Genomic DNA, 23,673 nt, shown 5'->3' with positions numbered 1-23,673 from the left:
GTTCACTGCGAGAGGGCGTAGAACAGGATGTTGAGGGCCATCTTCATGGCTTCCTCGCGCTTTTCGGGCGTGTTCTCGGGGTGGACGCCCTCGTCCTCGAGGCCGTCGCCGATGTCGGTTTCGTAGGTGTAGAAGATGACCAGACGCCCCTTACTGAAGATACCATAGCCCTGGGGCGGCTTCCCATCGTGCTCGTGGATCTTGGGAAGGCCCTTCGGAAGATCGTAGGCCGAACGGTAGATCGGGTGGTCGGCGGGAAGAAGGGCCAGTTCCTTGTCGGGATACAGCTTGCGGAACTCGCGCCGGATCGACCGGTCGATGCCGTAGCAGTCGTCGACCCAGAGGAATCCGCCGTTATCGAGGTAGGTGACGAGGCGGTTCACTTCATGGTCCTCGAATTTGACGTTACCATGCCCTGTGATATATATCATAGGATACGCAAAAAGCGACTGGTCGGAAACGCGGATCGCGAAATTGTCGGGGCGCGTCGACAGATTGAATCGGTCTGCGGCGGCCTTGAGCAGGTTCGGGAGCGAGGTCGGATCGGTATACCAGTCGCCCCCGCCGCCGTACTGGATGCGCGGGATTGCGATGGTTCCCCACTCGGCGGCCGGAGCGGCTCCGCAAAGGAGGAACAGGAACGCGGAAAGGATTGTCAGAGAGGCGAGGCGCTTCGTCGAGGCATGCATCAGCTGAATCCTCTCTTTCGGCGGATCGTCCACTCGATCAGCGGCAGGATGAGCAGGAGGGCGAGCAGGATCCCGCTGTCGCGCGCGTCGAAGGTCTTCGTCTCGCGCTTCTGGCCGGGGGTCGGCTTGATCAGGCCGAGAAGCTCGTCGTGCGCCTCGACCGGCCGGTAGGCGCCGCCGGACGACGAGGCGAGGGCCATCATCAGCGCGATGTTGACTTCGGGATCGTCGAACTCGACCGTCGGAACCTCGACCAGGAGCTTGCCGGAGGCCTCGCCGAGAAGCGAGCCCTGCTTGACGGCCTTCGCGGCGATCGCGTGCAGCCCGCGGGCGGCCGGGATGAGCGAGGCCTCGTAACAGCCTTTCTCGGTCGTGGCCGTGAACGTGAGCGAGACCGGTTCGCCGCTTCCGGCCTTGACCTGGGCGGTGACCTGGGCCGAGTCGACCGGCTGGCGGCGCGCGTCGCTGACCCAGACGCGGAGCGTCGCCGGCTGGCCGACGAAGCCGCGCGAAGACGGGAGTTCGAGGGTCACCTGGGCGTCCTCGCGGCGATTCGCGAGCCATTTCAGCGTGTTGATGACGAAGGCCGTGTAGGGGCGGATCGTGCGGTCGGTCGGGACCTGCGTGAATCCCATCGGCCAGAGCGGCCCGCCGCACAGCATCGCAACGTTCCCCTGTCCAACGCGATGCGTCAGGAACGCGGGCTGGAGCGTGCCGCCGCGGGACAGCGTCGTCGAAAGCAGCACCTCGGCGCCGCTCTTGCGGCCGGGGTAGGTGAACAGGCCGTCGAACTTCGGCAGCGAGGAGAAGAACTCCTGGTTCTCGATCGGGTCGTCGAGCAGGCGCAGGAACGCATACGGCGTCTCGCGCGTCGGCAGGGCCAGGCTGCACGGGGTTCCGACCCAGGACTCGCCGTCGAGCGGGACGGGGAAGATCTGGGCCAGTTTCGAGCCCGCGTATCCGAGTTTCGCGTATCCGTCGGCGCCGGGCAGGATCAGCATGCCGGTTCTCCCCGATTCGAGCTTTTTCAGGAGAAGCTCGGCATGGGGCTCCAGGAGCGTCTCGCGGATGCCCGCGAGAATCACGACGTCGGCGTCCTCGAGGTCGGACGCGATCGCGGGGGCGGGAACGGCGGCCTTCAGCTCGAAATCGACGGTGGGCAGCCAGCGGTCGTCGGTGACGCGCGTCCAGCCGCAGACGTGGGCGTTCGGATCGCCGCGCGCGGCGGCCCGGATGAAGGTCTGATCCCAGGACGGAGAACCTGCGAGGATCAAAATCTTGAGCCGCTCCTTCACGACCTTCAGCAGGAACGCCGTCTCGTTGTTCTCGTGCGTCAGCTCACCGTCGAGTTTTGGGACCGAGACGGCATACGTGAACGCGCCTTCCGTATCGCACGGGATATTTATAGCGAAAGGTATTCTCGTTTGCCCGGCCGGCACGTCGAGAGGCAGGGACGTGAACGGGGCGCCGTCGCGCAGGACCGTCACGGGGATGGACGCGGATGCGATCCGCTGGATGCGGAGCTCGCCGCGCAGGCGGACCATCGAGTTGAGATACCCGATCGCGGGCGGCCGCTCGATCGAAATCGCGAGATCGCGCGTCTGGCCGGTTTTTCCGGCGCCGAGGAAATACAGCGGAGTGCGGACGCGGCCGAGCGCGTCGAGCGGCGAATCGCCCGTGTTATGCGCGCCGTCCGTCAGGATGACCACGCCGAGCAGGTTGCCCTCGCCGAGGTGGCCGGTGATGTCGGTGACGGCGCGTGTCAGGTTCGTCTGGGGGCCGTCGGCCGAGAGGCCGAACGAGGCGACGTCGTCGCGGCCGAGCGGCGCGACCGAGCCGGCGAACGAGAACAGGGCCGGCGTGATGCCCGTTTTCTTCTCGAGCTTCTCGAGCAGGCGGCCCTTCTGAAGCGCTGCCTGGACGCGCTCGATCCTGGTCAGCTCCTCTTCCTTGATGCTCATGCTGCGAGAGGTGTCCATCACGAGGGCCAGCTTGTTCTTCTGGGGAATCCAGCCGGAAACGGTACACTTGAGCCCGGCGAGCATCGTCAGGAGGCCCGCGACGAACAGGATGCGGAGGCCCGTGAGCGTGATGAACAGCGGCCTCGGACAGGGCTTGTCCTCGACCCGGTAGGTGAGAATGAACCAGGGAAGCGCGACCAGCAGCGCGAGAAGAAGGCCGGCCCAGCCCCAGCCGAGGCCGAACCGCACCGACTCGATCGTCTGAATCGGCGCCGGGTCGAAGCCGAGAAGTCCCAGGAGCCAGTTCATATCCGGGGACCTCCGCCCGCGCGGATCGGCCGGTTCGCGAGGACCGATTCGATGAAGACCGCCAGGAGCAGGACCCAGAGCAGCGGCATCGACACGTCGCGGCCTTCGCGCACGGCGACGACCTGGCGGCTGATGCTCTGCTTCGAGCCGGCCTTGTGCTCGAGCCGGATGAACCGCACGATCTTCTTGTCGGGAATGCGCTCGAGATTGCTCTCACCGGCCGGCGGGTTGACTGCGAACGCCTCTTCCCGGACGGCGGAGCCTTCGAGGCGGAGCCGGTAGAAGCCGGGCTGCTCGCCTGGAGGGAGCGTCACGTGGAGAAGCCCTTCGCCGCCTTCGCGCCTGATCGGAATGTCCTGGGCGGGGCCGGCGGGCGGAGTGAGCGTGATGCGCTTGAGTCCCTCTTCGAGCAGGGTCATCGAGATCGGGGTTCCCGGCGTGACCGCGTCGGCGTTGAGCCCCTGGCGCGTCACCATGCCCATGACCGACGCGTGGACGAACGGCAGAAACGTCGGTCTGAGCGGCCAGGTCGTCCAGGAAGTGTCGGCCGTGAACGTGATCAGCAGCGATCGGCCCTGCCCGCGGCGTTCCTCGATGATGCCGGGCAGTCCGTGGCTCATGCGTGCCAGCACAAGGGCCGACGGGTTCGGCTGCGTCTGATAGAACTCGTACACCGGCGCCCGGCCGGGATCTCCGGCACCGTCCCCCTCGAACGGCTTGAACGCCGGGTGGCCGGTGTCGAGGTCGGTGAGTTGGTAGGAGACCGCCTTGCTGACGGCGTTCCCAACCCGCTTGAACAGACGCGCCGGAAGCAGATACCCGCCGCCCAGCCCGTCGATCAGGTTCGCGTTGTACCACGTCGGGTCGACGCGCGAGCCGCAGAACGTGATGAGGTTGCCGCCCCCCAAAACATACTTCGAGAGGCCTTTCACCAGCGCCTCAGGGAGGGAACGCTGGTTGACGAGGAAGACGGCGGTGTAATCGGAAAGCTGCAATCCGGCCGTTTCTTCGAGCGTGCGGCTGTCGACCAGGAACGTCGCTCCCTCGGTGCGACCGAGCGGATTCAGGGCGAACTTCAGGAACAGGTCCTCGCGGCTCGTCATCCCGCCCCGCTCCGGCGGCGGGCAGAGGATGAGAACGCGTGGCGGCGCGCGGACGCGCACGGCGAGATGCCGCACGTCGTCCTGAGGTAGCGCGTCGGCGGGCAGGACGGCCCTGACGTGCTGGAGCCCCTCGTCGCCGAAAGTCATGGGGACGTCGACCCGCTTCGAGCCGCGCGGGCCGAGCTCGATCGCCTGTTCGCTCTTCTTGTCCTCGCCGATGAGGATCGACAGGCGCGTCGACTGGGGCTGGTCGGAATGATTCACGACGGTCGCCCGCACCGTCACCGGCCGGCCTTTCATCACCATCGGCTCGTCGATGCGCAGCTCGGTCACGGCGATGTTCGGCGGTGCCGCGCCGCCCACCGGGATGACCACGAGATCGATCGTCGGGTCGATGCGCTTCAGGTCGTATGCCGAGAGAAGCGGCTCCCAGGCCGTCTTCGTCATGTCCGTCACGAGGTAGACGGTCCGCTTGAACGCGCGCACCGGCAGCAGCAGCTTCAGCGCCGGCTGCAGCGCCCCGGCCAGGTTCGTCCCGGAGACGCTGAGCGGGGCGTTTCGAACCGCGTTCTTCAGCTCATCCTTGTCCCACGTGAGTTGCGGGAACAGCACGGTGCCGGGATCGTTGCATAAAATAACGGATGCTTTGTCATACTGGCCCATCTGGTCGATGATCTCGACCGCCCGGGCGCGCGCCGTGTTGAACAGCGAGATGCCCTGGTGAGTGGTGCCCATCGAGAGCGAATTGTCGAGGATCACGACGAACGCGGCCGGCGAGCCGCTTCCCGTCGCCGCGACCGAACCCCCGCCCACGAAGGGCCGGGCGAACGCGAGCGTCAGCAGCACGAGCGCCAGGATGCGCAGGGCGAGCAAAACGAGGTGGCGCAGCTTCATGCGGCGCGTCATCGCCTCGACCGAGAGCCGGATCAGCCGGAGGCTGGGAAAGTCGCGCGGGATGGGCGTCCGGCGGTAGTAAAGGTGCAGCCAGAGCGGCACGGCGACCGTCAGGGCGCCCGCCAGGAACCAGGGGTTTCCGAATGACAGCGGCATATCAGGCCAGCCGCGCGCCGACGGCCTGCCGGCGGGTGAAGAAGCTCTTGAGGCTCGCCTCGACCGGCCGCGACGTGTCGGCCAGAAGGTAGTCGATGCCCGATTTCCGCAGGGCGGACTGGAAGGCCCCGACGAACTGCTGCATCCGGCGCAGGTATTCGCGGCGCAGCGAGAACGCGTCGGCGATGATCTCGCTCCTGTCCTCGAGGTCGCGGAACAGCGTCGTGTCCTCGAACGGGAACGTCAGCTCGTGATGGTCGAGGATGTGGAACAGCAGCACCTCGTGCCGCCGCGTGCGGAGCTGCCGGACCTTGTTGATGATCAGCTCGGTGTTGTCGAGCAGGTCGGAGAAGATGATCAGCAGGCCGCGCTTGCGCATCGTCTCGGCGACCCGGTCGAGCGTGTCGCCGATGTCGGTGCGGTCGGTCGGCTTCGTCTGCTCGAGCTCGGTGCAGATCGCCTTGAGCTGGGCCATCCCGGTGCGCGGCCGCAGGATCTTGCGGACCCCGTCGGCGAACGTGACCAGCCCGACCGAGTCCTGCTGCTTGAGCATCAGGTAGGCGAGGGAGGCGGCGAGCGTGGCCGCGTAATCGAGCTTGCTCAGCGGCGCGTTTCCCCCCCGGTAGCTCATCGAGCCGCTCGTGTCCATGATCAGGTAGCCCGAGAGGTTCGTCTCCTCTTCATGCTCCTTGATATAATATTTATCGGTACGCGCGTAAATCTTCCAGTCGATGTCCTTCAGCGGGTCGCCTGGGACGTACTGGCGGTATTCCGAAAACTCGACGTTGAACCCCTTGAACGGGCTCTTGTGGAGGCCCTCGATGAACCCCTCGACGACGTTGCGCGCCTTGATCTCGAGGGCCGCCATCGAGGCGAGCACCTTCGGATCGAGGTAACGCGAGAGGCGAGAGGCGGTGGTCATCGGGGATTATTCGCGGGGTTCGGCGACCGCGGCGAGAATGCGCTCGATGATGACGTCGGTGTTGATGCCTTCGGCTTCGGCGTTGAAGTTCAGCAGCACGCGATGCCGCAGGACCGCGTAGGCGAGGGCTCGCACGTCCTCGATCGAGACGTAGGAGCGGCCCTGAAGCACGGCGCGGGCCTTCCCGGCGAGCACGAGATACTGGCTCGCGCGCGGGCCGGCGCCCCACGTGACGAAATCGTTCACGAACGGCAGGCCGCCTTCCTTCTTCGGGCGGGTGGCCTCGGCGACCGAGACGGCATACTTCACGACGCGATCGGAGACGGGGACGCGGCGGACCATGTCCTGGAGTTCGAGGATGCGGGTGCGGCTCAGCACGGGCTTCAGCTCGGGCAGGGAGCCGCCCGTCGTGGCTTTCACCATCGTGACTTCCTCTTCCATCGGCGGGTACTCGATGCGCACGTTGAACATGAACCGGTCGAGCTGCGCCTCGGGAAGCGGATACGTGCCTTCCTGCTCGATCGGGTTCTGCGTGGCGAGCACGAAGAACGGCGCGTCGAGCTGGTAGGTCTTGCCGCCGCTGGTGACCGAGTATTCCTGCATCGACTGGAGCAGCGCCGCCTGCGTTTTCGGCGGGGTGCGGTTGATCTCGTCGGCGAGCAGGATCTGCGTGAACAGCGGCCCCTGGACGAACCGGAACCGGCGCTCGCGCGTCGTCTGGTCTTCCTCGAGGATCTCGGTGCCGATGATGTCGGTCGGCATGAGATCGGGCGTGAACTGGATGCGCCGGAAGTTCAGATCGAGCAGCTTCGCCAGCGTGTTGACCAGCAGCGTCTTGCCGAGGCCGGGAACGCCGATGAGCAGCACGTGACCGCGCGCGAAGAGGGCGTAGAGCACTTCCTCGACGACCTTGTTCTGACCGATGAAAACCCTGCCGATCTCCTTGAGGACCTGTTCACGGGCCTTGCGGATATCGGACAGGGCGGCGATGTCTTGCTGTTCCTGGGCGGTGGCCTTGGTTTCCAACATGATGACCTCCGGGAAAGATGGGAATGTCACCTTATCATGGAATATACCCAGGGTCAAAGTGTGTGCATGCACGGCCCATAATTCGGGCTCTTCGCGAAGCGCCCCTGCGGAGCAATCGAAACCATGACGTAGGGGCGGTTCGTGAACCGCCCGCATTTGCACGTGACTTTGTTTGCCCTGCTGTCCTGCGAATTCCTGGGTTCTTACGAATTCTCGTTCGTTTCTGTCCAGGGCGGCCGATTGTTGACGCGGCCAGAGCGGCCGTGCTAGAACAGGAGCGCATGCGTACACCCGAGTATATGCGAGAGGACGGCGCTTTCACCGAGTGCCGGCTGTGCCCGAACCACTGCCGCATCGCCGACGGCCGGCGCGGCCGGTGCCTGGCCCGCGGCCGCGAACAGGGCCGCGGTGTTCTCCATACCTACGGGCAGATCACCTCGGGCCACGTCGATCCGGTCGAGAAGAAGCCGCTGTATCACTTCTTTCCGGGCCGTCCGATTTTTTCGATCGGCTCCTACGGCTGCAACCTCTCGTGCAGGTTCTGCCAGAACCACGAAATCTCGCAGGAAATCTGCCCCACCGAGTATATCGCCCCCGAACGGCTCGTCGAGCTGGCCACGGAGGTTCCCGACAACATCGGCGTGGCTTTCACCTACAACGAGCCCGGCATCTGGTACGAGTACATCGTCGATTCGGCGCCCCTGCTGCATCGAAAAGGCCTGAAGACGGTCATGGTCACGAACGGCTATCTCGAAGCCGAGCCGTGGCGCAACCTGTGCGGCGTGACCGACGCCATGAACATCGATCTGAAGGGATTTACGAACGAGTTCTACCGCGACATCACGAAGGCATCGCTCGGGCCGGTCCTCGAGAACATCACTGCCGCCGTGCGCGCGGGCGTCCACGTCGAGCTCACCAATCTCGTCGTGCCGCATCTCAACGACGATCCGGCGACGTTCGACAGGATGATCGACTGGATCGCCGCCCTCTCGCCCGACGTGCCTCTCCATCTTTCGCGGTATTTCCCGCGGTTCCACGAGTCCGCGCCGCCCACGCCGGCGGAAACGCTCGAGGATTTCGCGCGCAGGGCCGCGTCCCGGCTGAAATACGTGTATGTCGGCAACATCGACCTCGGGCATCATCAGGACACCCTCTGCCCGGCGTGCGGCAAGACCGTCATCCGCCGCGCCGGATACCGGATCGAGATCGTCCAGTCCGGCTCCGCCTGTTCCTGCGGCGCGGTGCTTCCGATGCGGGGTGCCGATCATGCCTGAACTTTTCGACGACGTGCGGGAAAAGCCGGAACTCGCTTCGTCCGGTTCGGCCGGCCGCTCGTTCGACTGGGGACCGCCCGCGATCGGCGTGTCCGAAAATATCAAGGAATATAGTATATATCTGCTGATCGCCGTCCTGATCGCGGGGGTCGGCTGGCTTCTGATCGACACGGGCCCCGAGATGCCCCGCGGCTCCGCGGCGAAAAACGCGGAACAGGCCGACGAGGCCGAGGTTGCCGGCGACGTCGACGCCCCCCCCGTCCCGCGGGACGAGCCGGCCGCCGCGAAGGTGACGGTGACGCCGGGTGAGGTCGTGCCGATCGTCGCGACGCCCCGCTTTCACGTCCAGCTCGGGGCGTTCGGCGACGAGGAGACCGCCCGCACCACCGTCGAAGCCCTGAGACAACAAGGGCACGTCGCGACGTTCACGGTGCCCGACGACCAGTATGAAATGTATCGGGTCCTGATGGGCCCGTTCGCGCAGGAGGCCGAAGCCGAGGCTCTCGCGCGCAGGCTGAACGAGCTGGATTTCCCCTGCTTCGTGGTGGAATCCGCCAATATCCAGAGTCGAGAGGAGGAGTAGCCGTGAGCGCTCCGCAGAATTCCCGGGAAACGGCGAGTTCGCTGCTGTTCTTGTCACCGTTCCTGATCCTCTTCACGGTGTTCCTGATCTTTCCGATCCTGTACTCGCTCTACCTGAGCTTCTTCGACTCGTCGCAGGGCTTCGGTCTCACGAACCTGCGCTGGGTGGGCCTCTCGAATTACTTCCAGATCCTCGGCATCCACTGGGAAGGCGCGAGCTGGAAGTTCAACGACCCCGCCTTCTGGTGGTCGCTCGTCGTGACGGCCATCTACGGCGGCCTCAGCATCCCGCTGGGCATCGCCGCCGCGCTGTTCCTCGCCATCCTGTTGCATAACAAACTCTATGGGAAAGGCTTCTTCCGCAGCGCCTTCTTCCTGCCGAACATCCTCGACATGCTCGTCGTCGGCGTCATCTGGACCCTCATCTACGCGCCGAAATACGGGGCCCTCGCCCAGATCACCTCGGCGTTCCTCGGCCCCGAGCAGTTCTTCAACAAGGTCGGCCCGCTCGCCAGCCCCTACACCGCTCTTCCGGCCGTCGTGTTCGCGATGGTGCTCAAGGGCGCAGGCTTCGGCATGGTGCTGTTTCTCGCCGCCCTCCAGAACATCCCCGAGGCAGTCTACGAGGCCGCCGACATCGACGGCGCCTCGAAAACCCAGCAGTTCTGGTACATCACTCTGCCGCTGCTGCAGCCGATCATCTTCTTCATGGTTATCACCGGCATCATCGGCTCGCTCAACGCATTCACCGAGATCTACGCCATGACGGCCGGTGGTCCCCAGCTCGTCATCGGCGAGGAGACGCTCGGCTCGACCTCGGTGGCCGGGTATTACCTGTACAAACAGTTCGAAGGCGGACGGTACGGCTACGCCGCCGCGATCTCCTACGTGCTGCTCGCGATCACGCTGCTCATCACCTGGATCCAGCAGCGGTTTTTCGCCGGCGAGCGCCGCTGACCGAAGGGAGAGAACAGAATGAACATGCAGAACATCGCAACCGCGATTCCCGAAAAACCGGCATCTTCGCCGCTCCGGATCGTGATCTTCGTCTCCCTGTTCGTCGTGATGCTCGCCCTCTGCGTCGGCATCTCCGGCCAGCTCTACAAGTTCGTCACGATGGTCGCCGCCGCCTTCATGGCCGGGTCCGACCCCGCGAAGGCCGGCGCGATCATGAAGAACATGGCCTGGCTGATCGACGGCATGGTCGCGGTCACGGGCCTGGCCCTCGCTTCGTTCGTCATCCGGCGCTGGATCGCCACCCAAGCCGAGCACCGGGCCGAATTCCTGCGCACCTTCTTCCTCTATCTCTGCCTCACCGTCGGCGTCATCGTGGTGCTGTTCCCGTTCTTCTGGATGCTCTGCACCTCGTTCAAGCCTGCCGGCACCGAGCTCCTCATCAACACGGCGAACCCGTTCGACATCGTGCCCGCCGAGCCGACGATCGGCAATTTCAAGAAAGTGCTCAAGCTCGACGCCGCGCCGACGGGCGCATCGATCGATCCGGTCGAGGCGAAGAAAAATTTCGGCACGTATTTTATGAACAGCCTGACCGTGGCCTCGATGGCCGCGTTCCTCGTGACCCTCTTCGCCTCGATGGGCGGCTACGTGTTCGCGAAAAAGGAGCTGCCCTACAAGAAGCAGCTGTTCGGCTTGCTGATGGCCACCATGATGATCCCCGGCATGATGTACATGGTTCCGCAGTTCTTCATGGTGTGCAGCATGGGCCTGTTCGGAACGAAGCTCGCCATGATCCTGCCCCACCTGGCCTCGGTGTTCGGCATCTTCATGCTGAAGCAGTTCATGGAGACGATCCCCAGTTCGCTGATCGAGGCGGCCCGCATCGACGGCGCCTCCGAGTGGCAGATCTTCCGGGTCGTCATCATCCCGCTCTCGATGCCGATCATCCTCACCCTCTTCCTGCTCACCTTCCTCTCCCACTGGTCGAACTTCCTCTGGCAGCTGATCGTGACGGATTTCGAAAACCCCCTCAGCGTCACCCTGCCGGTCGGCCTGGCCCTCTTCCGCGGCCAGTACACCTCCGACCTCGGCCTGATCATGTCGGCCTCCTGCTTCTCGATCGTGCCCATCGTGGTGCTGTTCCTGTTCGCCCAGCGCTACTTCATCGAAGGCATGACCCAGGGCGCGGTGAAGGAGTAATATCGTGAAATATATATCGAACGCTTCTTTACGCGGCCTCCTCCGTTTCGCCTGCTTCGTCGCACTCCTGGCCGGCGCGGTCTTCACGACGGGCTGCAACGAGCGCAAGACCGAATACACCGCCGACGGGCGGACCATCCTCAACTTCTGGCACACCTACAACGACGACGAAGAGGTCGAGCTCAAGAAGATCATCGCCGACTGGGAAGCGGCCAACGCGAGCTGGAGCGTGCGCGCGGTGCGCATTCCCTTCGACGGCCACAAGCCGAAGCTGCGCACGGCCCTCACGGTCGGCCGCGGCCCCGACATGGCCCGCGTCGACTGGTCGTTCGTCTGCGAGCTCGGCCGCAAGCACGCTCTCGTCGACCTGGCCCAGTTCGGCTTCGATGCGATCAAGGATACGTATCTGAAGGCGCCGCTTCGCACCAACTTCATCGACGGCCGTTACCTCGGCCTGCCCGACCAGACGACCTGCGTCGCCCTGTTCTACAACAAACAACTGTTCCGTGACGCCGGCCTCGACCCCGAGGCGCCGCCGAAAACCTGGGACGAGTTCGTCGAGATGGGCAAAAAGCTGACGAACGTCGAGAAGGGCACGTTCGCCTGCGGCTTCGAGAACACCCTCTGGTGGAGCCTGCCGTTCTTCAACACCTTCGGCGCAACCCTGATCTCCGAAGACGGGAAGAAATGCCTGCTCGATCAGGAACCGGCCATCCGCGCGATCGATTTCAAGCGCGCTCTCTTCGCCGACTACAAGATCGAGGCGGGTGCCTGGCGTGCCGGCTCGATCACCCCGGAACAGGGCTTCGCCAATGGAAAATATGCCATGATATTCATGGGCCCCTGGAACCTGCCCAAATTCACGAGCTCAAAACTCGATTTCGGCGTGACGCTGATTCCCGCCGGGCCGGCCGGGACCTCGACGAACGTCGGCGGAACGAACGTCGTCATCTTCAACACCGGAAAGTTCCCGAAGGCCTGCTACGACTTCCTGACTTACTTCACCTCGCCCGAAGTACAGGCCCGCTGGTGCTCGAAGCTCAACCAGATGCCGGTGAACCTGAAGGCTTACGATCTGGTGAAATTCGACGACCCCCACCTGATGACCTTCATGGAGCAGATGAAGAGCGCCGTCAGCAACCCCATCGTCACCAGCTACGAACGGCTCGAGGACTTCGTGAACCCTGAGATGGAAGCCGTGCTCACCGGACAGAAGACCGCCTCGGCCGCGATGGCGACCCTTGCCCGCAAGGTCGAGAAGCGTGTGCTCTCCGACTGACCTTGAAGGACAGCGGGATACAAAAAACACGAACCACAGAGACACAGAGGCCCAGAGAACCTCTTTTTGCGAAGAAATCTCGGGGATGCTTGTTTCTCCATAACTCTGTGATGCACGATTTTCGGGAATAGTTCCGGGCGAAGGTCCCTGTCTCTGTGTCTCTGTGACTCTGTGGTGAAGCTTCTTTCCTGGTGGAGGTTCGTGATGATTCTGGGGGTGGGGATCGATCTGGTCGAGCATGAGCGGTTTGCCCGCTCCGTCGAGCGGTTCGGCGACCGGTTCCTCGCGCGCATCTTCTCCGAACGCGAACTTGCCGAGGGGCGGGAGCGACAGCGGAACCTCCAGGGCTGGGCGGCTCGGTTCGCCGCGAAGGAGGCCGTGTTCAAGGCGCTCGGCTTCCCCGGCTTCATGGCCTGGCGCCAGATCGAGCTGCTCTCGGGCGACCGGGCGTTTCCCCACGTCGAGCTCGGCCCTCATTATGCGGCCCACGTCGACCGCCACCAGCCCTGGAAGATTCATCTCTCGATCTCTCACGCCCGCGCCAGCTCCACCGCCGTCGCAATCTGGGAGACCCTTGCCCCGTCGGGTGAGCGGTGACGGCCGATCTTCGGAGAGCCGTGCCTCTGGTTCCCGTGTTTCTGGCGGTATGCTTTGCATAGCGTGCCCGGCTGAGGCGGATGCTGCCGATCTGTGTGTGAGCCCGGGAGGCGAGAATGTTCGATGCTCTGATCAGGATGCTGCGCAGATATCTGGGGCCCGACCCGACGGCACGGTGGCTCGTTCGAGAGTCGATCCGCCTCCGGTTCGACCTCGAATCCCGTGCGCTGAACGGCGTCGCCCTCGGCGACCGATTCGAGCGGCTCGAAGAGTTCGGGAAACCCGACAACACCCGTCCTGTTTATTACAATGTATTTAAATATATATCTCACGGTGTTGTGTTCGAGACCGAGGGGGACCGCATTGACTACATAGCGTTCATCTTCGACGACGAGCTGGACGACGAGTTCAGATCCCCGACGGTGCACTTCCGCGCCGGCGGCGAGACTCTGGAGATCGGCAAAACGACGACGAAAGACGGACTCATGGTTGCGCTCGGTGCCCCGAACCTTCTTGATACGGATGAGTATGAAATTCTCCTGGTCTACGAGATCGGTGACGTGAAACTCGAATTCGAGCTGAATCTCTCCGAAACCCTGAAACGCCTGAACGTGTTCCGCATCGGTGACGTTCACTGAACATCGTTTCGGCGACTTCCCTCGAGGTCTTTCTTCACGCCAGTCTTCAGAAGCAACGGTGGCTCATGTTCGCAGAATGATACGTCCGTGATCATCCAGCAGCGTGAATGAATATCGTGAGATCGAGACCATCCGATAATACTCAGGCCCATACTCACTTTCTGCGTAACCGCACTTGTCTGCGCAGATTTGTCGGATACGGATCAGATACGGCTGTATGGAAGTATATGGGTCACTCTTGAAAGAGTTTCCCTCGCGTGTGTCGAGACGGAACACGAAATCGAACTCCTCGCCCCGATCGTTGCAGATTTTCACGTCGAGGTGATAATCCCCGGCCAGGGCAAATGCCGGAAGCAGGCCGAACACGAACAGGAGAAGGACCGGAAGAAACGGGAAAGGATGGCGTGTCATGGGGGTGACTCCTTTCGACAACCATCAGGACTCATGCGGTCATGAGTTCCGAAGCAGGCGTGTTTCGACCTCGTGGTAGACGATCGGGATGATGAAGAGCGAAAGCAGACCGGAAACGAGCAGCCCGCCGATCTGGACGACCGCCATGCCGGAGCGCATCTCACCACCGGAACCGTTTCCGAGCGCCAGGGGGAGCATGGCCGCGACGGAGGCGATCGTGGTCATGATGATGGGACGCAGCTTGGCCTGCGATCCCTGGAGAACGGCCTGGAGCCGATCGAGGCCGCTTTCGATGCGAAGCTTGTACTCCTCGATCAGCAGGATGCCGTTGTTGACGACGATCCCGACCAGCATGATGACGCCCATCAGGGAGAAGATGCTCAGCGTGTTCCCGGTCAGGAACAGCCCGAGGAAAATACCGCCGAACGCGAGCGGGAAGGTGAGAAGGATCGTGAACGGATGGATGAAGGATTCCAGGAGGGCTGCGAGAAGCATGTAGGTCAGAACGAGAGCGAGAACGAGCGTGACGGCAAGGCTCTGGAACGATTCGCCCATCCGCTCGCCGGTGCCGGCAAAAGCGATCGAGTATCCCGGCGGAAGGTCGATGGCGTCGGTTTTCGCCCGGATGTCGTTCATGACTTCGCCGAGGCTTCGATTCATCAGGTTGCCCGAGATCGTGATGAGCTTGGTCCGGGACTTCCGGTTGATCTGGGACGGCCCGAATGCCTCCTCGATGCGGGCAAGCTGGGTGAGGGGGACCGTCGCGCCGCCGGGGGTGACGACAACGAGCCTGGCGAGGTTTCCCACGTCCCGTCGTGCTTCACTGTCGAGCTTCAGCCGGATGTCATACTCGTCGTCGCCTTCCCGGTAGACGGTGGCGATACTGCCTTCGTAGTAGTTGCGGAGCGTGGTTGCCAGGAACGCTTCCGTCACACCATACCGGACGAGCTCGTCCCGCTTCGGGAGAACGCGCAGTTCGGGCTTGCCGGATTGCCAGCTGCTCTGGACGTCGGTGGTGCCGGGCGTCTCGCGGGCGATCAGCAGGACCTGCTTCTCGATCTTCTGCAGCTCGGCGAGGCTGTCACCGGTGATATCGATCTGCAGGGGGGACTCCGAGGAGCCCATGACGCTGGTTTTGCGCATGTTCAGCTCGACCCCGGGGATTTTCGCGATGCCTGACGAGATGCTCGCGATGAAGGCATTGGTGGGTCCTGCCGTGTCTTCGAGCTTGACGCTGATTTCGCCGATGTTCGTCCCGGTCGATGAGCCGCCGACGAGAGACTCGGTCTTTCCGAGCTTCGTGAAAACATGCTTCACGCCGGGGATGGCCGAAAGAATACCCTCGATTTTCCCGAGGGCTGTGTCCGTCTCGCTCAGCGATGTGCCGGGCTGCATCTTGAGCGTGATGTCGAACTCGTGCTGGTCCGCCTCCGTCACGAACTCGAATCCGATGTAGGGAGTGAGCAGGAAGGTCGAGGCGACGAGCAGTGCCGATACCGTGACGATCGTCCAGCGGTGGTTGAATGCTTTCGCGAGGATCCGGCCGTAATCCTGTTCGAGAACCCCATAGACCCTGTCCCAGAGCTTGCCAAATCCGCTCTTGGCCTGCGGGTCGGCGTCCCTGCCGGACATGAAATAGGCCGCGCCCATCGGGGTCACGGTGAATGCCGCCAGGAGCGAGACGAACGTGGCGAACGTGACCGTCAGACCGAACTCGTAGAAGAACTGGCCGACCATGCCGGTCATGAAGGCGATGGGTGTGAACACGACCACGTTCGTGAGCGTGCAGCCGGAAACGGCGACCAGGATCTCTCCCGTTCCCCTGACGGCCGCATCGATCGGGGCTTCCTTCCTCTGCAGGTGGACGTAGATGTTCTCGAGGACGACGATGGCGTTGTTCACGAGAACGCCGATGCTGATCGCCAGCGCCATCTGTGTCATCATGTTCAGCGAAAACCCGGAAAAATAGATGAGCGAATAGCTTGCGATGATCGAGACGGGAATCGAGATGATGGAAACGACGGTCGCCTTGAACGAGTGCAGGAACAGGAAGAGGACGAGGGCGGTGATGAGGATGCCGGAGAAAATATTGCCGTTCAGGTCCTCCGACGACTCCAGGATGAATGTCGACGTGTTGCGGATCGGCGTAATACTGAGATCGGAAGGGAGCTTTCTGCGAAGGGCTTCCAGGGCGTCGAGAACGGCTTTCGCGGTGCTGACGGAGTTCGCGTCGGCCCGCTTCTTGACGATCATGGCGACGGCGCTCTTGCCGTTGAGCCTGACCGATTCGCGCAGCTCCTCGAAATCGTCCGTCACCTTCGCAAGCTGGCCGAGAGGGATGCTGCGGCCGTTCGAAACGGGGATCGGCAGGTTCCGGATATCGTCGATGGAAGCGAACTCGCCGTCCATGCGGATCGAATACTCGGTTCTATTCTGGGTGATATGGCCACTTGGGATGTTGAGGCTTTTCTGGGCGATGATCCCTGCGAGGGTCATCGGGGAGAGATGGTAGGCGCGGAGAATATCCTGGTTCACGAAAACCTGGAGCTCCCGCTTCCGCCCGCCGATGAACTCGACATCGGCAACGCCCGGCGTCTTGAGAACCTCATCCTCGATGAAATCCTCGGCGATCTTGTACGTCGATTCGACCGACCGGTCCCCCGAGATGGCGATACTGAGAATCGGCATCGCGTTGATGTCGAGCTTGAGGATGACCGGTTCCTTCGCATCCGCCGGGAGATCGTTCCGGATCGCCGACACCTTCTCGCGGACGTCTGCCGCGACTTCGTCGACGTCGACGTTTTCATTGAACTTGATGATGACGTTGGAAGCGCCTTCATACGAGTTCGACTTGAGCTCGTCGATGCCGTTGATCGCGCTGACGGCGTCTTCGATCGGCTTGGAGACCAGCGTTTCGATGTTTTCCGGGGATGCGCCCGGATACACCGTGACGACGGTGATGAGGGGGATATCGAAGCTCGGGAGCATGTTCAGGGGAATCAGGCCGTAGGAATACACCCCCATCACGACCAGGAACAGGAGCAGCATCGTGGTCAGAACGGGCCGCCTGACCAGCGTTTCGATCATGTTCATTCAACTCACCTTCTCTGTCACATCCACGGCCGCGCCGGCCTTCACCCGATCGCGGCCGGTGAGGACCACGGAATCCGAGGCGCTGACGCCCTGAAGGACCTCGATACGCTCCTTGCCGCTCAACCCGGTTGTCACGGCCTGGAACTTCACGGTGCCGGCCTCGGCCACATACACGCCGGAGTTGCCGTTCTGATCGATGATGCATTCGCGTGGCAGCGTCAGGGTGTCGGGACGGGTTTCCAGATCGAAGATGGCCCGTTCAAACGAACCGGCGCGGAAGACGCCGCCGGTATTCTCGAAGGCGATCTTCACCGGGAAGGTGCGGGTGACCGGATCGGCGTCGGGCTGAATCTCCACGATCCGGCCGGTGACTTCGGTTCCTTCGTTCACGCTCCTGACCCGGACCGGGGACTCGGGGGTGATCCGACGGATAATCTCGCGCGGAACATCCACGACGATCTGCAGCTGGTCCGTCGAGACGACGGTGAACACGGGCTTGTCCTTGTCTGTCTGTTCGCCGGCCTGTTTGAAGACGCGCGAGACGACGCCGTCGATGGGCGATGCGATGCGCGTGTACTGGAGCCGGATCTTCGTGAGCTCCAGATTGGCGAGCGCCTGCTTCAGGACGGCCTCGGCGGTGAGGATGTCCTCGCGCCGCGTTCCCTCCCGGACCATGCTGACGCGTTGCCGGGCAGCTTCGAGATCGGCTTTTGCCGCCTCGAAAGCGGCGACGGCCTTTTCGGCCTTCTGCGCGGGGATTGCCTTTTTTTCGAGCAACGTCGCCGTCCGCTCATACTCCTTCGCGGCACTTTCATACTGCGCCTGCGCCGCTGCCAGGCCAGCCTCTGTCTGTCGGCGCTCCTGGGGGCGGGCGCCGGAGGCCAGCTTGTCCAGCCCGGAGCGGGCCTGGGCCACGACGGCTTCGGCCAGACGGACCTGCGCGGCGATCTCCCCGTCATACAGCGTCACCAGCGCCTCGCCCTTCCTGCACGATCGGCCCAGGGCAAGGGAGGAACTGGTGATCGTTTCCCCGACCTTCGCCACGACCTCGACTTCCTGCACCGGCTCGATAGTGCCCAGGAGCTCGTACTGAAGCTTCAGGGCTTCCCGGCGGGGAGCTGCGACGGTGATGGGAATACCGCGGGCGGCCTGGAACGAGGCGATACTCGGTGCCGGAGGCGTGTTCCGGATCGTGCTGATGCGTGCGGAAACGCTTATGGCAAGCAGAACGACAAGAATAATGCATGCAACAATATATTTTTTCATGGTGGGTTCTCCGTGCTGATGTCGCTGTCAGAGTTCGATGGAAAGATGCAGGATCTTCGAAAGATATTCTTCAATATTCCCCGTATGCCGGTAATACGCCGCGAGATTTTCCAGATACTCGTAGACGGCGTTGTTCACCCGGACGCGGGCGTCCGAATACAGGAGCTGGGCGTTGAGGACATCCGTGTTGAGAACGGTTCCCGCCTGATAGTTGATGCGGTTCTGTTCGAGGTTCTCGTGCGCCGTTTTCAGGGCCTCGATGGCGAGGCCGATCTTCCGGGCGATCTCCTGCACCTTCAGATAGCTGGTCTGCGCCGCGAGGCCGAGTTTCCGGCTGGTCTGCTCCCGGAGCAGGTTCGTTTTTTCGAGCTCCCGGCGTGCCTGTTCGGCTTTTGCGCGAGAGATCCCGCCGTCGAAGACGGGAAGGTCGATGGCCACCGCAGCGTTCCAGTTGGGAAAATTCGTCTTGAAACTGCTGCCGGAATCCCATTTGGCCTGGAATACGATGGACGGAAGCCGGCCGCGCTGCTCGGCGAGCACGCGCTTTCGGAGCATTTTTCCCGTCGTGGACAGCCCTTCGAGCTCGGGAAGCAGGCCGACGCTCATCGTGGCAGGGCCTTCCGGGGTGATGGCGGCGAGGCTCCAGGCATCGATCTGTTTCACCCGGGCGAGGGAGTCCGTTGGCATGCCGATCAGCTCGGCGAGCGATTCCCGGCGGATTTCGAGCGCGTTTTCCTCTTCGAGCACCTTCTGCCGGGCTTCCAGCATCTTGACCCGCGTCGTGGCGACATCCGTGCTGAGAATGACGCCGCCTTTGGCCAGGTCTTCCGTCAGGGCCAGGTGCTCGAGGTACACCTGCAGGCTTTCGCTTGCGATGCGGAGACGGTTGTTTTGTGACAGGACGGCGAGATACCCCTTGATGGTCCGGAGGATCACATCCTCCTTCGTCGCCCGGACACCCCACTCGGCGGCTTTCTGATTGTCCCGCGATGCCGCGATCCCCAGTTCGATCCGGCCGGAGGTGAAGAGGGGCTGCTGGAGAACCGCGTGGGAATACGCGGGGTCTTTATCCCCGATGGAGAGCGTGCCGAAACTCGTCAGCCTGTCGACATGAACCTGCTCGGCCTGCACATTGAGACGCGGCCGGGCCGCGCTGCGAGCCTGAGAAACCTGGCTGCGTGCGATGCCGACCGATTTCTTCGAGGCACCGACGTCGAGATTCGATTCGAGAGCCGCATGCAGACAGTCTTCCAGATCGAACATGCCGGCCTGGTCGCTATCGGACTCGTTCTGACGCTGCACGTCGGGAAAGAGTTCCGCGAGCAGAGCCCGGGTCGCCGAGGCCTCTTCCGCGCGGGCCATGACGTCAGCCGGTTGAACGGGGGCCGGCTCGGCCGCTGCGAGGCGGGAGGAGGCAAGGAGAAGGGTGAGGAGGATTGTGTGAAAAGGGCTGTGGCTCCTGGTAGGGCAAAACATCGTGTTCACTCTCCGGATGACGAGGCAATCCGGCCTTTCATGACAACCTTTCCTGATTGAGCCGCCGTTATTTTTTTCCTGCGGGCTTTTTGCTGGTGGAGGTTGAACCGGCCATGCGCATGATCTCGGCAATGAGCTCCTGGCGCTCTGCTTCCGAATACGTGGAGAGGCCGAGAAACTCGAACAGCCAGAGGGAATCGGCCGCGAGGCAGGCGATCTTTGCCTGGGGGCTGACGTTGGCTATTTTCGACATCCTGCTCGCCGTGATCCGCTTGAGGAACTCCACTTTCCCTGGGGCGGAGGCGGCGACGACGAGGATCGATGCGACGAGCCGCTCCGGTCGCGGATTGTTCAGCGCCTGCTGGACGTAGATGCGGGCATCCCGGTCAGGGGTATCGGGATACTTGAGCCGCAGGGCGTTGAACTCGTCCGTCATGCGGATATCCAGCCGCTGCATCATGGCTTCGATCAGGGCCTCTTTGGAGGGGAAGTGGTACAGCAGCCCCCCTTTGCTGACACCGGAGAGCTTTGCAACGCCGTCGAGCGTCAGGTTGACGATGCCCTCGTGGATGGCGATTTTTTCCGCGGCGTCCAGGATCAGATCCCGGCAGTTCACTCTTGGACTCATGCTGTAAGCCTCCTTGATGAATGCATCCCGGCGGATGCGCATTCTGTTAAACCGTCCGGACGGTTAAATTTATATACCGTCCAGCGGTATAGTATCCGATTTCGGCTCAACCCGTCAAGGGGGGGCAGAAGAAGCCTGGAAAGCGCATTTGCCCGAAGGCACTTGCGCCGGGCCGCCACCTGTGATACTCTGAACCAGCTGCGCCCGTAGCTCAGCTGGATAGAGCGTCTGCCTCCGGAGCAGAAGGCCAGGGGTTCGAATCCCTTCGGGCGCGCTTTTTTATTTCCCGGAACATCTGCCTCATCATCCCGTTACGTCGGTCCGGCGAACCCCTGTGTTGAAAATGTATATTCCTCTATTTTATGGTATTTTGACAGGGGGCTCCGGGCAGGGCTACCGTAATGCATGGTGAGCCGGGCGCGGGATATGCGGGAGCGCGCGGCTTCGAATCTCGACGATATCGAGGATGAGACGGCATGGCACGCAGAAAAGCGACGGGTTCGAACGCCGAATCGACGGCGAATGTGGGTTTCGAGGCGAAGCTCTGGCTGGCGGCCGACAAACTGCGCAACAACATGGACGCGGCGGAATACAAGCACGTCGTCCTGGGGCTGATCTTCTTGAAATACATCTCCGACTCGTTCGAGGAGATGCGGGCGAAGCTCGTCGCAGGTTCGGGCGAGTATGAAGGTTCTGATCCTGAAGATCCCGACGAGTATCGTGCCGAGAACGTCTTCTGGGTTCCACGTGAAGCACGCTGGGCACATCTCCAGGCGAATGCGAAGCAGCCGGCCATCGGAAAAGTCGTCGATGACGCGATGGTTGCGATTGAGCGTGACAACCCGCGTCTCAAGGGCGTCCTGCCGAAGGATTACGCCCGTCCCGCCCTTGACAAGCACCGTCTGGGCGAACTGATCGACCTCATCGGCACCATCGGGCTCGGTGATGCCGCGAACCGCTCGAAGGATGTGCTGGGCAGGGTGTATGAATACTTCCTGACCCAGTTCGCGAGCGCGGAAGGCAAGAACGGCGGCCAGTTCTATACGCCCTCATGTATTGTCCGGCTTCTCGTCGGAATGCTCGGGCCGTACAAGGGCCGCGTCTACGACCCCTGCTGCGGATCTGGCGGCATGTTCGTCCAGTCCGAGAAGTTCGTTCTCGAACACGGCGGCAGGATCGGCGACATCAGCATCTACGGCCAGGAGAGCAACGCCACGACCCGCCGACTCGCGATCATGAACCTCGCGATCCGGGGCATCGACGCCGATTTCGGCCCCGAGCACGCCGACACGTTCCGGCGAGATCTGCACAAGGATCTTCGTGCGAACTACGTCCTCGCGAATCCGCCGTTCAACGATTCCGACTGGCACCGTGCCGACGACGACGTGCGCTGGAAGTTCGGAACGCCCCCGAAAGGCAACGCGAACTTCGCCTGGGTCCAGCATTTCATCCATCATCTCGCGCCCGACGGTATGGCCGGCTTCGTTCTCGCGAACGGCAGCATGTCGTCGAATCAGTCGGGAGAAGGTGATATACGACGCGCAATTGTTGAGGCCGATCTCGTCGACTGCATGGTCGCCCTGCCGGGCCAGCTCTTCTACAGCACGCAGATTCCCGTCTGCCTGTGGTTTCTGACGAAGAACAAGACCAACGGCGCGTTCCGCAAACGCACCCGCGAAACCCTGTTCATCGACGCCCGCAAGCTCGGAACCCTGGTTGACCGCGTCCACCGCGAACTGACCGAGGCTGACATCCAGAAGATCGTCGGCACCTACCATGCGTGGAGGGGCGAGAAGGATGCCGGAACATACGAGGATATCGCCGGCTTCTGTAAATCCGCTACAACGGATGAGATCGCCAGCCACGGCCACGTGCTCACCCCAGGCCGATATGTCGGTGCCGAAGAAGTCGAATCCGATGGCGAACCCTTCGAGCAGAAGATGACCCGCCTTGTCGCCGAACTCCAGAGCCAGTTTGCAGAATCCGCAAAGCTGGAACGGGTTATCAAGGCAAATCTGAAAGGTCTCGGGTATGGCATCGAAAAAGAGTAAGGAAAACCCGGATTCGAAGCGGTTGTCGCTGGGGCGGCAGCGCGAAGGGGCCATCATTCCCGGCGCCGCGGCTCTGACCCGAATGCCGGAAGAGTATGGAGCCCTGCTGCGGGAGATCAAAGAGCGGATTGGCCGGGAACGGTTGCGGACCGTCCTGGCGGCGAACGCCGGCATGATTCTTCTGTATTGGGACATCGGAAAAGCCATCCTGGCGCGGCAGGAAGCCCAGGGGTGGGGGGCGCATGTCATCGACCGGCTGTCGGCCGATCTCCGGAAGGCCTTTCCCGACATGAAGGGGTTTTCACCCCGGAACCTCAAATACATGCGTGCTTTTGCTGCCGCCTGGCCGGATTCTCAATTTGTGCAGCAGGGTGCTGCACAAATTCCCTGGTTCCATAATTGCCTGCTCCTGGAGCGTGTTGCTGACGAGAAGGCACGGATATGGTATGTGAGACAAGCCATCGCTCAAGGTTGGAGTCGGAACATCCTGGCCCTCCAGATCGAAAATGACGCTTACCAGCGGCAAGGAAAGGTCATCTCAAATTTTTCCCTGACGCTCCCGCCGGCCGAGTCCGATATGGCCGCGCAAGTGTTCAAAGACCCGTATCTCTTCGATTTTCTCGGAACCGCTGACCAGCGGCAGGAGCGGGAGGTCGAGAACGCTCTCGTCGATCACATCCAGCGGTTCCTTCTGGAAATGGGCGCGGGCTTTGCGTTTGTCGGCCGGCAGGTGCATCTCGAAGTTGGGGACCAGGACTTCTACATCGATCTGCTGTTCTATCACCTGAAACTGCGATGTTTCGTGGTGGTGGAGCTGAAGGCGACGGCTTTCAACCCCGGCTTCGTCGGCCAGCTCAACCTCTACCTCTCGGTGGTGGACGATCTGATGCGGCATCCCGAAGACAAGCCAACGATCGGCCTTCTCCTCTGTCGCGACAAGAACAAGCTGGTCGTCGAGTATGCCCTTCGCGACCTGAAAAAGCCCGTTGGGGTGGCCTCCTGGGAAACCCGGATTGTGAAAGCTCTTCCAAAAGAGCTTCATGGCGCCTTGCCATCCATCGACGATCTCGAACGAGAAATGGATGAGCGGAAGGATAGAGCATGATTGGCAACTCTGTACAAGCGACATCTCCAGGATCGCCGGCACGCTCTCTGAAA

General features: G+C 62.5%; 18 protein-coding genes and 1 tRNA gene. 10 read left to right on the top strand and 9 right to left on the bottom strand.

Annotated features, from left to right (window positions below; genetic code table 11):
- Window positions 1-2: 2 nt before the first annotated feature.
- Genes PLU72_14625 through PLU72_14605 form a run of 5 tightly spaced genes read right to left on the bottom strand, consistent with a single transcriptional unit; the run spans window position 3 to window position 7,063 of the window.
- Window positions 3-689 (bottom strand): DUF4159 domain-containing protein, encoded by a 687-nt coding sequence (locus PLU72_14625; protein HOT29412.1) that lies wholly within the window; start codon window positions 687-689, stop codon window positions 3-5.
- Window positions 689-2,959 carry a hypothetical protein gene (locus PLU72_14620; GenBank protein HOT29411.1) on the bottom strand — a complete coding sequence of 757 codons (2,271 nt, stop codon included), beginning with the start codon at window positions 2,957-2,959 and terminating at the stop codon, window positions 689-691. The genes PLU72_14625 and PLU72_14620 overlap by 1 nt, the downstream gene beginning before the upstream one ends.
- Window positions 2,956-5,112, bottom strand: coding sequence for a BatA and WFA domain-containing protein (locus PLU72_14615; GenBank protein ID HOT29410.1), 2,157 nt, complete (start codon window positions 5,110-5,112; stop codon window positions 2,956-2,958). The genes PLU72_14620 and PLU72_14615 overlap by 4 nt, the downstream gene beginning before the upstream one ends.
- Window position 5,113: 1 nt before the next feature.
- Entirely contained in the window at window positions 5,114-6,034 is a 921-nt protein-coding gene (locus tag PLU72_14610; protein ID HOT29409.1) for a DUF58 domain-containing protein, read from the bottom strand.
- Between the two features lie 6 nt (window positions 6,035-6,040).
- Window positions 6,041-7,063: a MoxR family ATPase gene (locus PLU72_14605; protein ID HOT29408.1), complete on the bottom strand. Its 1,023-nt coding sequence runs from the start codon at window positions 7,061-7,063 to the stop codon at window positions 6,041-6,043.
- Window positions 7,064-7,344: 281 nt separating this feature from the next.
- Here PLU72_14605 and amrS point away from each other — a divergent pair, with 281 nt between their 5' ends.
- From amrS to PLU72_14570, 7 genes are all read left to right on the top strand, one after another.
- Window positions 7,345-8,337, top strand: coding sequence for an AmmeMemoRadiSam system radical SAM enzyme (gene amrS / locus PLU72_14600; protein HOT29407.1), 993 nt, complete (start codon window positions 7,345-7,347; stop codon window positions 8,335-8,337).
- A complete protein-coding gene (locus tag PLU72_14595; protein ID HOT29406.1) occupies window positions 8,330-8,920 on the top strand; it encodes an SPOR domain-containing protein in 591 nt (196 codons plus the stop codon). Before amrS ends, PLU72_14595 begins: the two co-directional genes overlap by 8 nt.
- Before the next feature lie 2 nt (window positions 8,921-8,922).
- A complete protein-coding gene (locus PLU72_14590) occupies window positions 8,923-9,876 on the top strand; it encodes a sugar ABC transporter permease (GenBank protein ID HOT29405.1) in 954 nt (317 codons plus the stop codon).
- Window positions 9,877-9,894: 18 nt separating this feature from the next.
- Window positions 9,895-11,076 carry a carbohydrate ABC transporter permease gene (locus PLU72_14585; GenBank protein HOT29404.1) on the top strand — a complete coding sequence of 394 codons (1,182 nt, stop codon included), beginning with the start codon at window positions 9,895-9,897 and terminating at the stop codon, window positions 11,074-11,076.
- A gap of 4 nt (window positions 11,077-11,080) precedes the next feature.
- On the top strand, window positions 11,081-12,355 hold the full coding sequence (locus PLU72_14580) for an extracellular solute-binding protein (GenBank protein HOT29403.1): 1,275 nt from the start codon (window positions 11,081-11,083) through the stop codon (window positions 12,353-12,355).
- A 204-nt stretch (window positions 12,356-12,559) separates the two neighbouring features.
- Entirely contained in the window at window positions 12,560-12,952 is a 393-nt protein-coding gene (gene acpS, locus PLU72_14575; GenBank protein HOT29402.1) for a holo-ACP synthase, read from the top strand.
- Between the two features lie 116 nt (window positions 12,953-13,068).
- On the top strand, window positions 13,069-13,590 hold the full coding sequence (locus PLU72_14570) for a hypothetical protein (protein ID HOT29401.1): 522 nt from the start codon (window positions 13,069-13,071) through the stop codon (window positions 13,588-13,590).
- A gap of 450 nt (window positions 13,591-14,040) precedes the next feature.
- Here PLU72_14570 and PLU72_14565 read toward each other — a convergent pair whose 3' ends face one another.
- The 4 genes from PLU72_14565 to PLU72_14550 all read right to left on the bottom strand — a co-directional run bounded on the left by PLU72_14565 (window position 14,041) and on the right by PLU72_14550 (window position 20,464).
- On the bottom strand, window positions 14,041-17,094 hold the full coding sequence (locus tag PLU72_14565) for an efflux RND transporter permease subunit (protein ID HOT29400.1): 3,054 nt from the start codon (window positions 17,092-17,094) through the stop codon (window positions 14,041-14,043).
- Window positions 17,095-18,360: an efflux RND transporter periplasmic adaptor subunit gene (locus PLU72_14560; GenBank protein HOT29399.1), complete on the bottom strand. Its 1,266-nt coding sequence runs from the start codon at window positions 18,358-18,360 to the stop codon at window positions 17,095-17,097.
- A 27-nt stretch (window positions 18,361-18,387) separates the two neighbouring features.
- Window positions 18,388-19,836 (bottom strand): TolC family protein, encoded by a 1,449-nt coding sequence (locus PLU72_14555; GenBank protein HOT29398.1) that lies wholly within the window; start codon window positions 19,834-19,836, stop codon window positions 18,388-18,390.
- Window positions 19,837-19,903: 67 nt separating this feature from the next.
- A complete protein-coding gene (locus PLU72_14550; GenBank protein ID HOT29397.1) occupies window positions 19,904-20,464 on the bottom strand; it encodes a TetR/AcrR family transcriptional regulator in 561 nt (186 codons plus the stop codon).
- Window positions 20,465-20,664: 200 nt separating this feature from the next.
- Here PLU72_14550 and PLU72_14545 point away from each other — a divergent pair.
- The 3 genes from PLU72_14545 (at window position 20,665) to PLU72_14535 (ending at window position 23,620) form a co-directional block, all read left to right on the top strand.
- Window positions 20,665-20,738: transfer RNA gene (locus PLU72_14545), tRNA-Arg, on the top strand.
- A 202-nt stretch (window positions 20,739-20,940) separates the two neighbouring features.
- Window positions 20,941-22,515: a class I SAM-dependent DNA methyltransferase gene (locus tag PLU72_14540; protein ID HOT29396.1), complete on the top strand. Its 1,575-nt coding sequence runs from the start codon at window positions 20,941-20,943 to the stop codon at window positions 22,513-22,515.
- On the top strand, window positions 22,496-23,620 hold the full coding sequence (locus PLU72_14535; GenBank protein HOT29395.1) for a PDDEXK nuclease domain-containing protein: 1,125 nt from the start codon (window positions 22,496-22,498) through the stop codon (window positions 23,618-23,620). The genes PLU72_14540 and PLU72_14535 overlap by 20 nt, the downstream gene beginning before the upstream one ends.
- Window positions 23,621-23,673 lie beyond the last annotated feature (53 nt).

Source organism: Candidatus Ozemobacteraceae bacterium, from assembly GCA_035373905.1.
In the GTDB taxonomy this organism is placed as follows: Bacteria; Muiribacteriota; Ozemobacteria; order Ozemobacterales; family Ozemobacteraceae; genus MWAR01.
The sequence above is the reverse complement of the archived record's forward strand: the minus strand, read 5'-3'. Positions and strand labels throughout refer to the sequence as shown.

Coding starts and splice junctions, on each gene's coding strand:
- PLU72_14625 (HOT29412.1), bottom strand. CDS start 689: ATGCATGCCTCGACGAAGCGCCTCGCCTCTCTGACAATCCTTTCCGCG.
- PLU72_14620 (HOT29411.1), bottom strand. CDS start 2,959: ATGAACTGGCTCCTGGGACTTCTCGGCTTCGACCCGGCGCCGATTCAG.
- PLU72_14615 (HOT29410.1), bottom strand. CDS start 5,112: ATGCCGCTGTCATTCGGAAACCCCTGGTTCCTGGCGGGCGCCCTGACG.
- PLU72_14610 (HOT29409.1), bottom strand. CDS start 6,034: ATGACCACCGCCTCTCGCCTCTCGCGTTACCTCGATCCGAAGGTGCTC.
- PLU72_14605 (HOT29408.1), bottom strand. CDS start 7,063: ATGTTGGAAACCAAGGCCACCGCCCAGGAACAGCAAGACATCGCCGCC.
- amrS (HOT29407.1), top strand. CDS start 7,345: ATGCGTACACCCGAGTATATGCGAGAGGACGGCGCTTTCACCGAGTGC.
- PLU72_14595 (HOT29406.1), top strand. CDS start 8,330: ATGCCTGAACTTTTCGACGACGTGCGGGAAAAGCCGGAACTCGCTTCG.
- PLU72_14585 (HOT29404.1), top strand. CDS start 9,895: ATGAACATGCAGAACATCGCAACCGCGATTCCCGAAAAACCGGCATCT.
- acpS (HOT29402.1), top strand. CDS start 12,560: ATGATTCTGGGGGTGGGGATCGATCTGGTCGAGCATGAGCGGTTTGCC.
- PLU72_14570 (HOT29401.1), top strand. CDS start 13,069: ATGTTCGATGCTCTGATCAGGATGCTGCGCAGATATCTGGGGCCCGAC.
- PLU72_14565 (HOT29400.1), bottom strand. CDS start 17,094: ATGAACATGATCGAAACGCTGGTCAGGCGGCCCGTTCTGACCACGATG.
- PLU72_14560 (HOT29399.1), bottom strand. CDS start 18,360: ATGAAAAAATATATTGTTGCATGCATTATTCTTGTCGTTCTGCTTGCC.
- PLU72_14555 (HOT29398.1), bottom strand. CDS start 19,836: ATGTTTTGCCCTACCAGGAGCCACAGCCCTTTTCACACAATCCTCCTC.
- PLU72_14550 (HOT29397.1), bottom strand. CDS start 20,464: ATGAGTCCAAGAGTGAACTGCCGGGATCTGATCCTGGACGCCGCGGAA.
- PLU72_14540 (HOT29396.1), top strand. CDS start 20,941: ATGGCACGCAGAAAAGCGACGGGTTCGAACGCCGAATCGACGGCGAAT.
- PLU72_14535 (HOT29395.1), top strand. CDS start 22,496: ATGGCATCGAAAAAGAGTAAGGAAAACCCGGATTCGAAGCGGTTGTCG.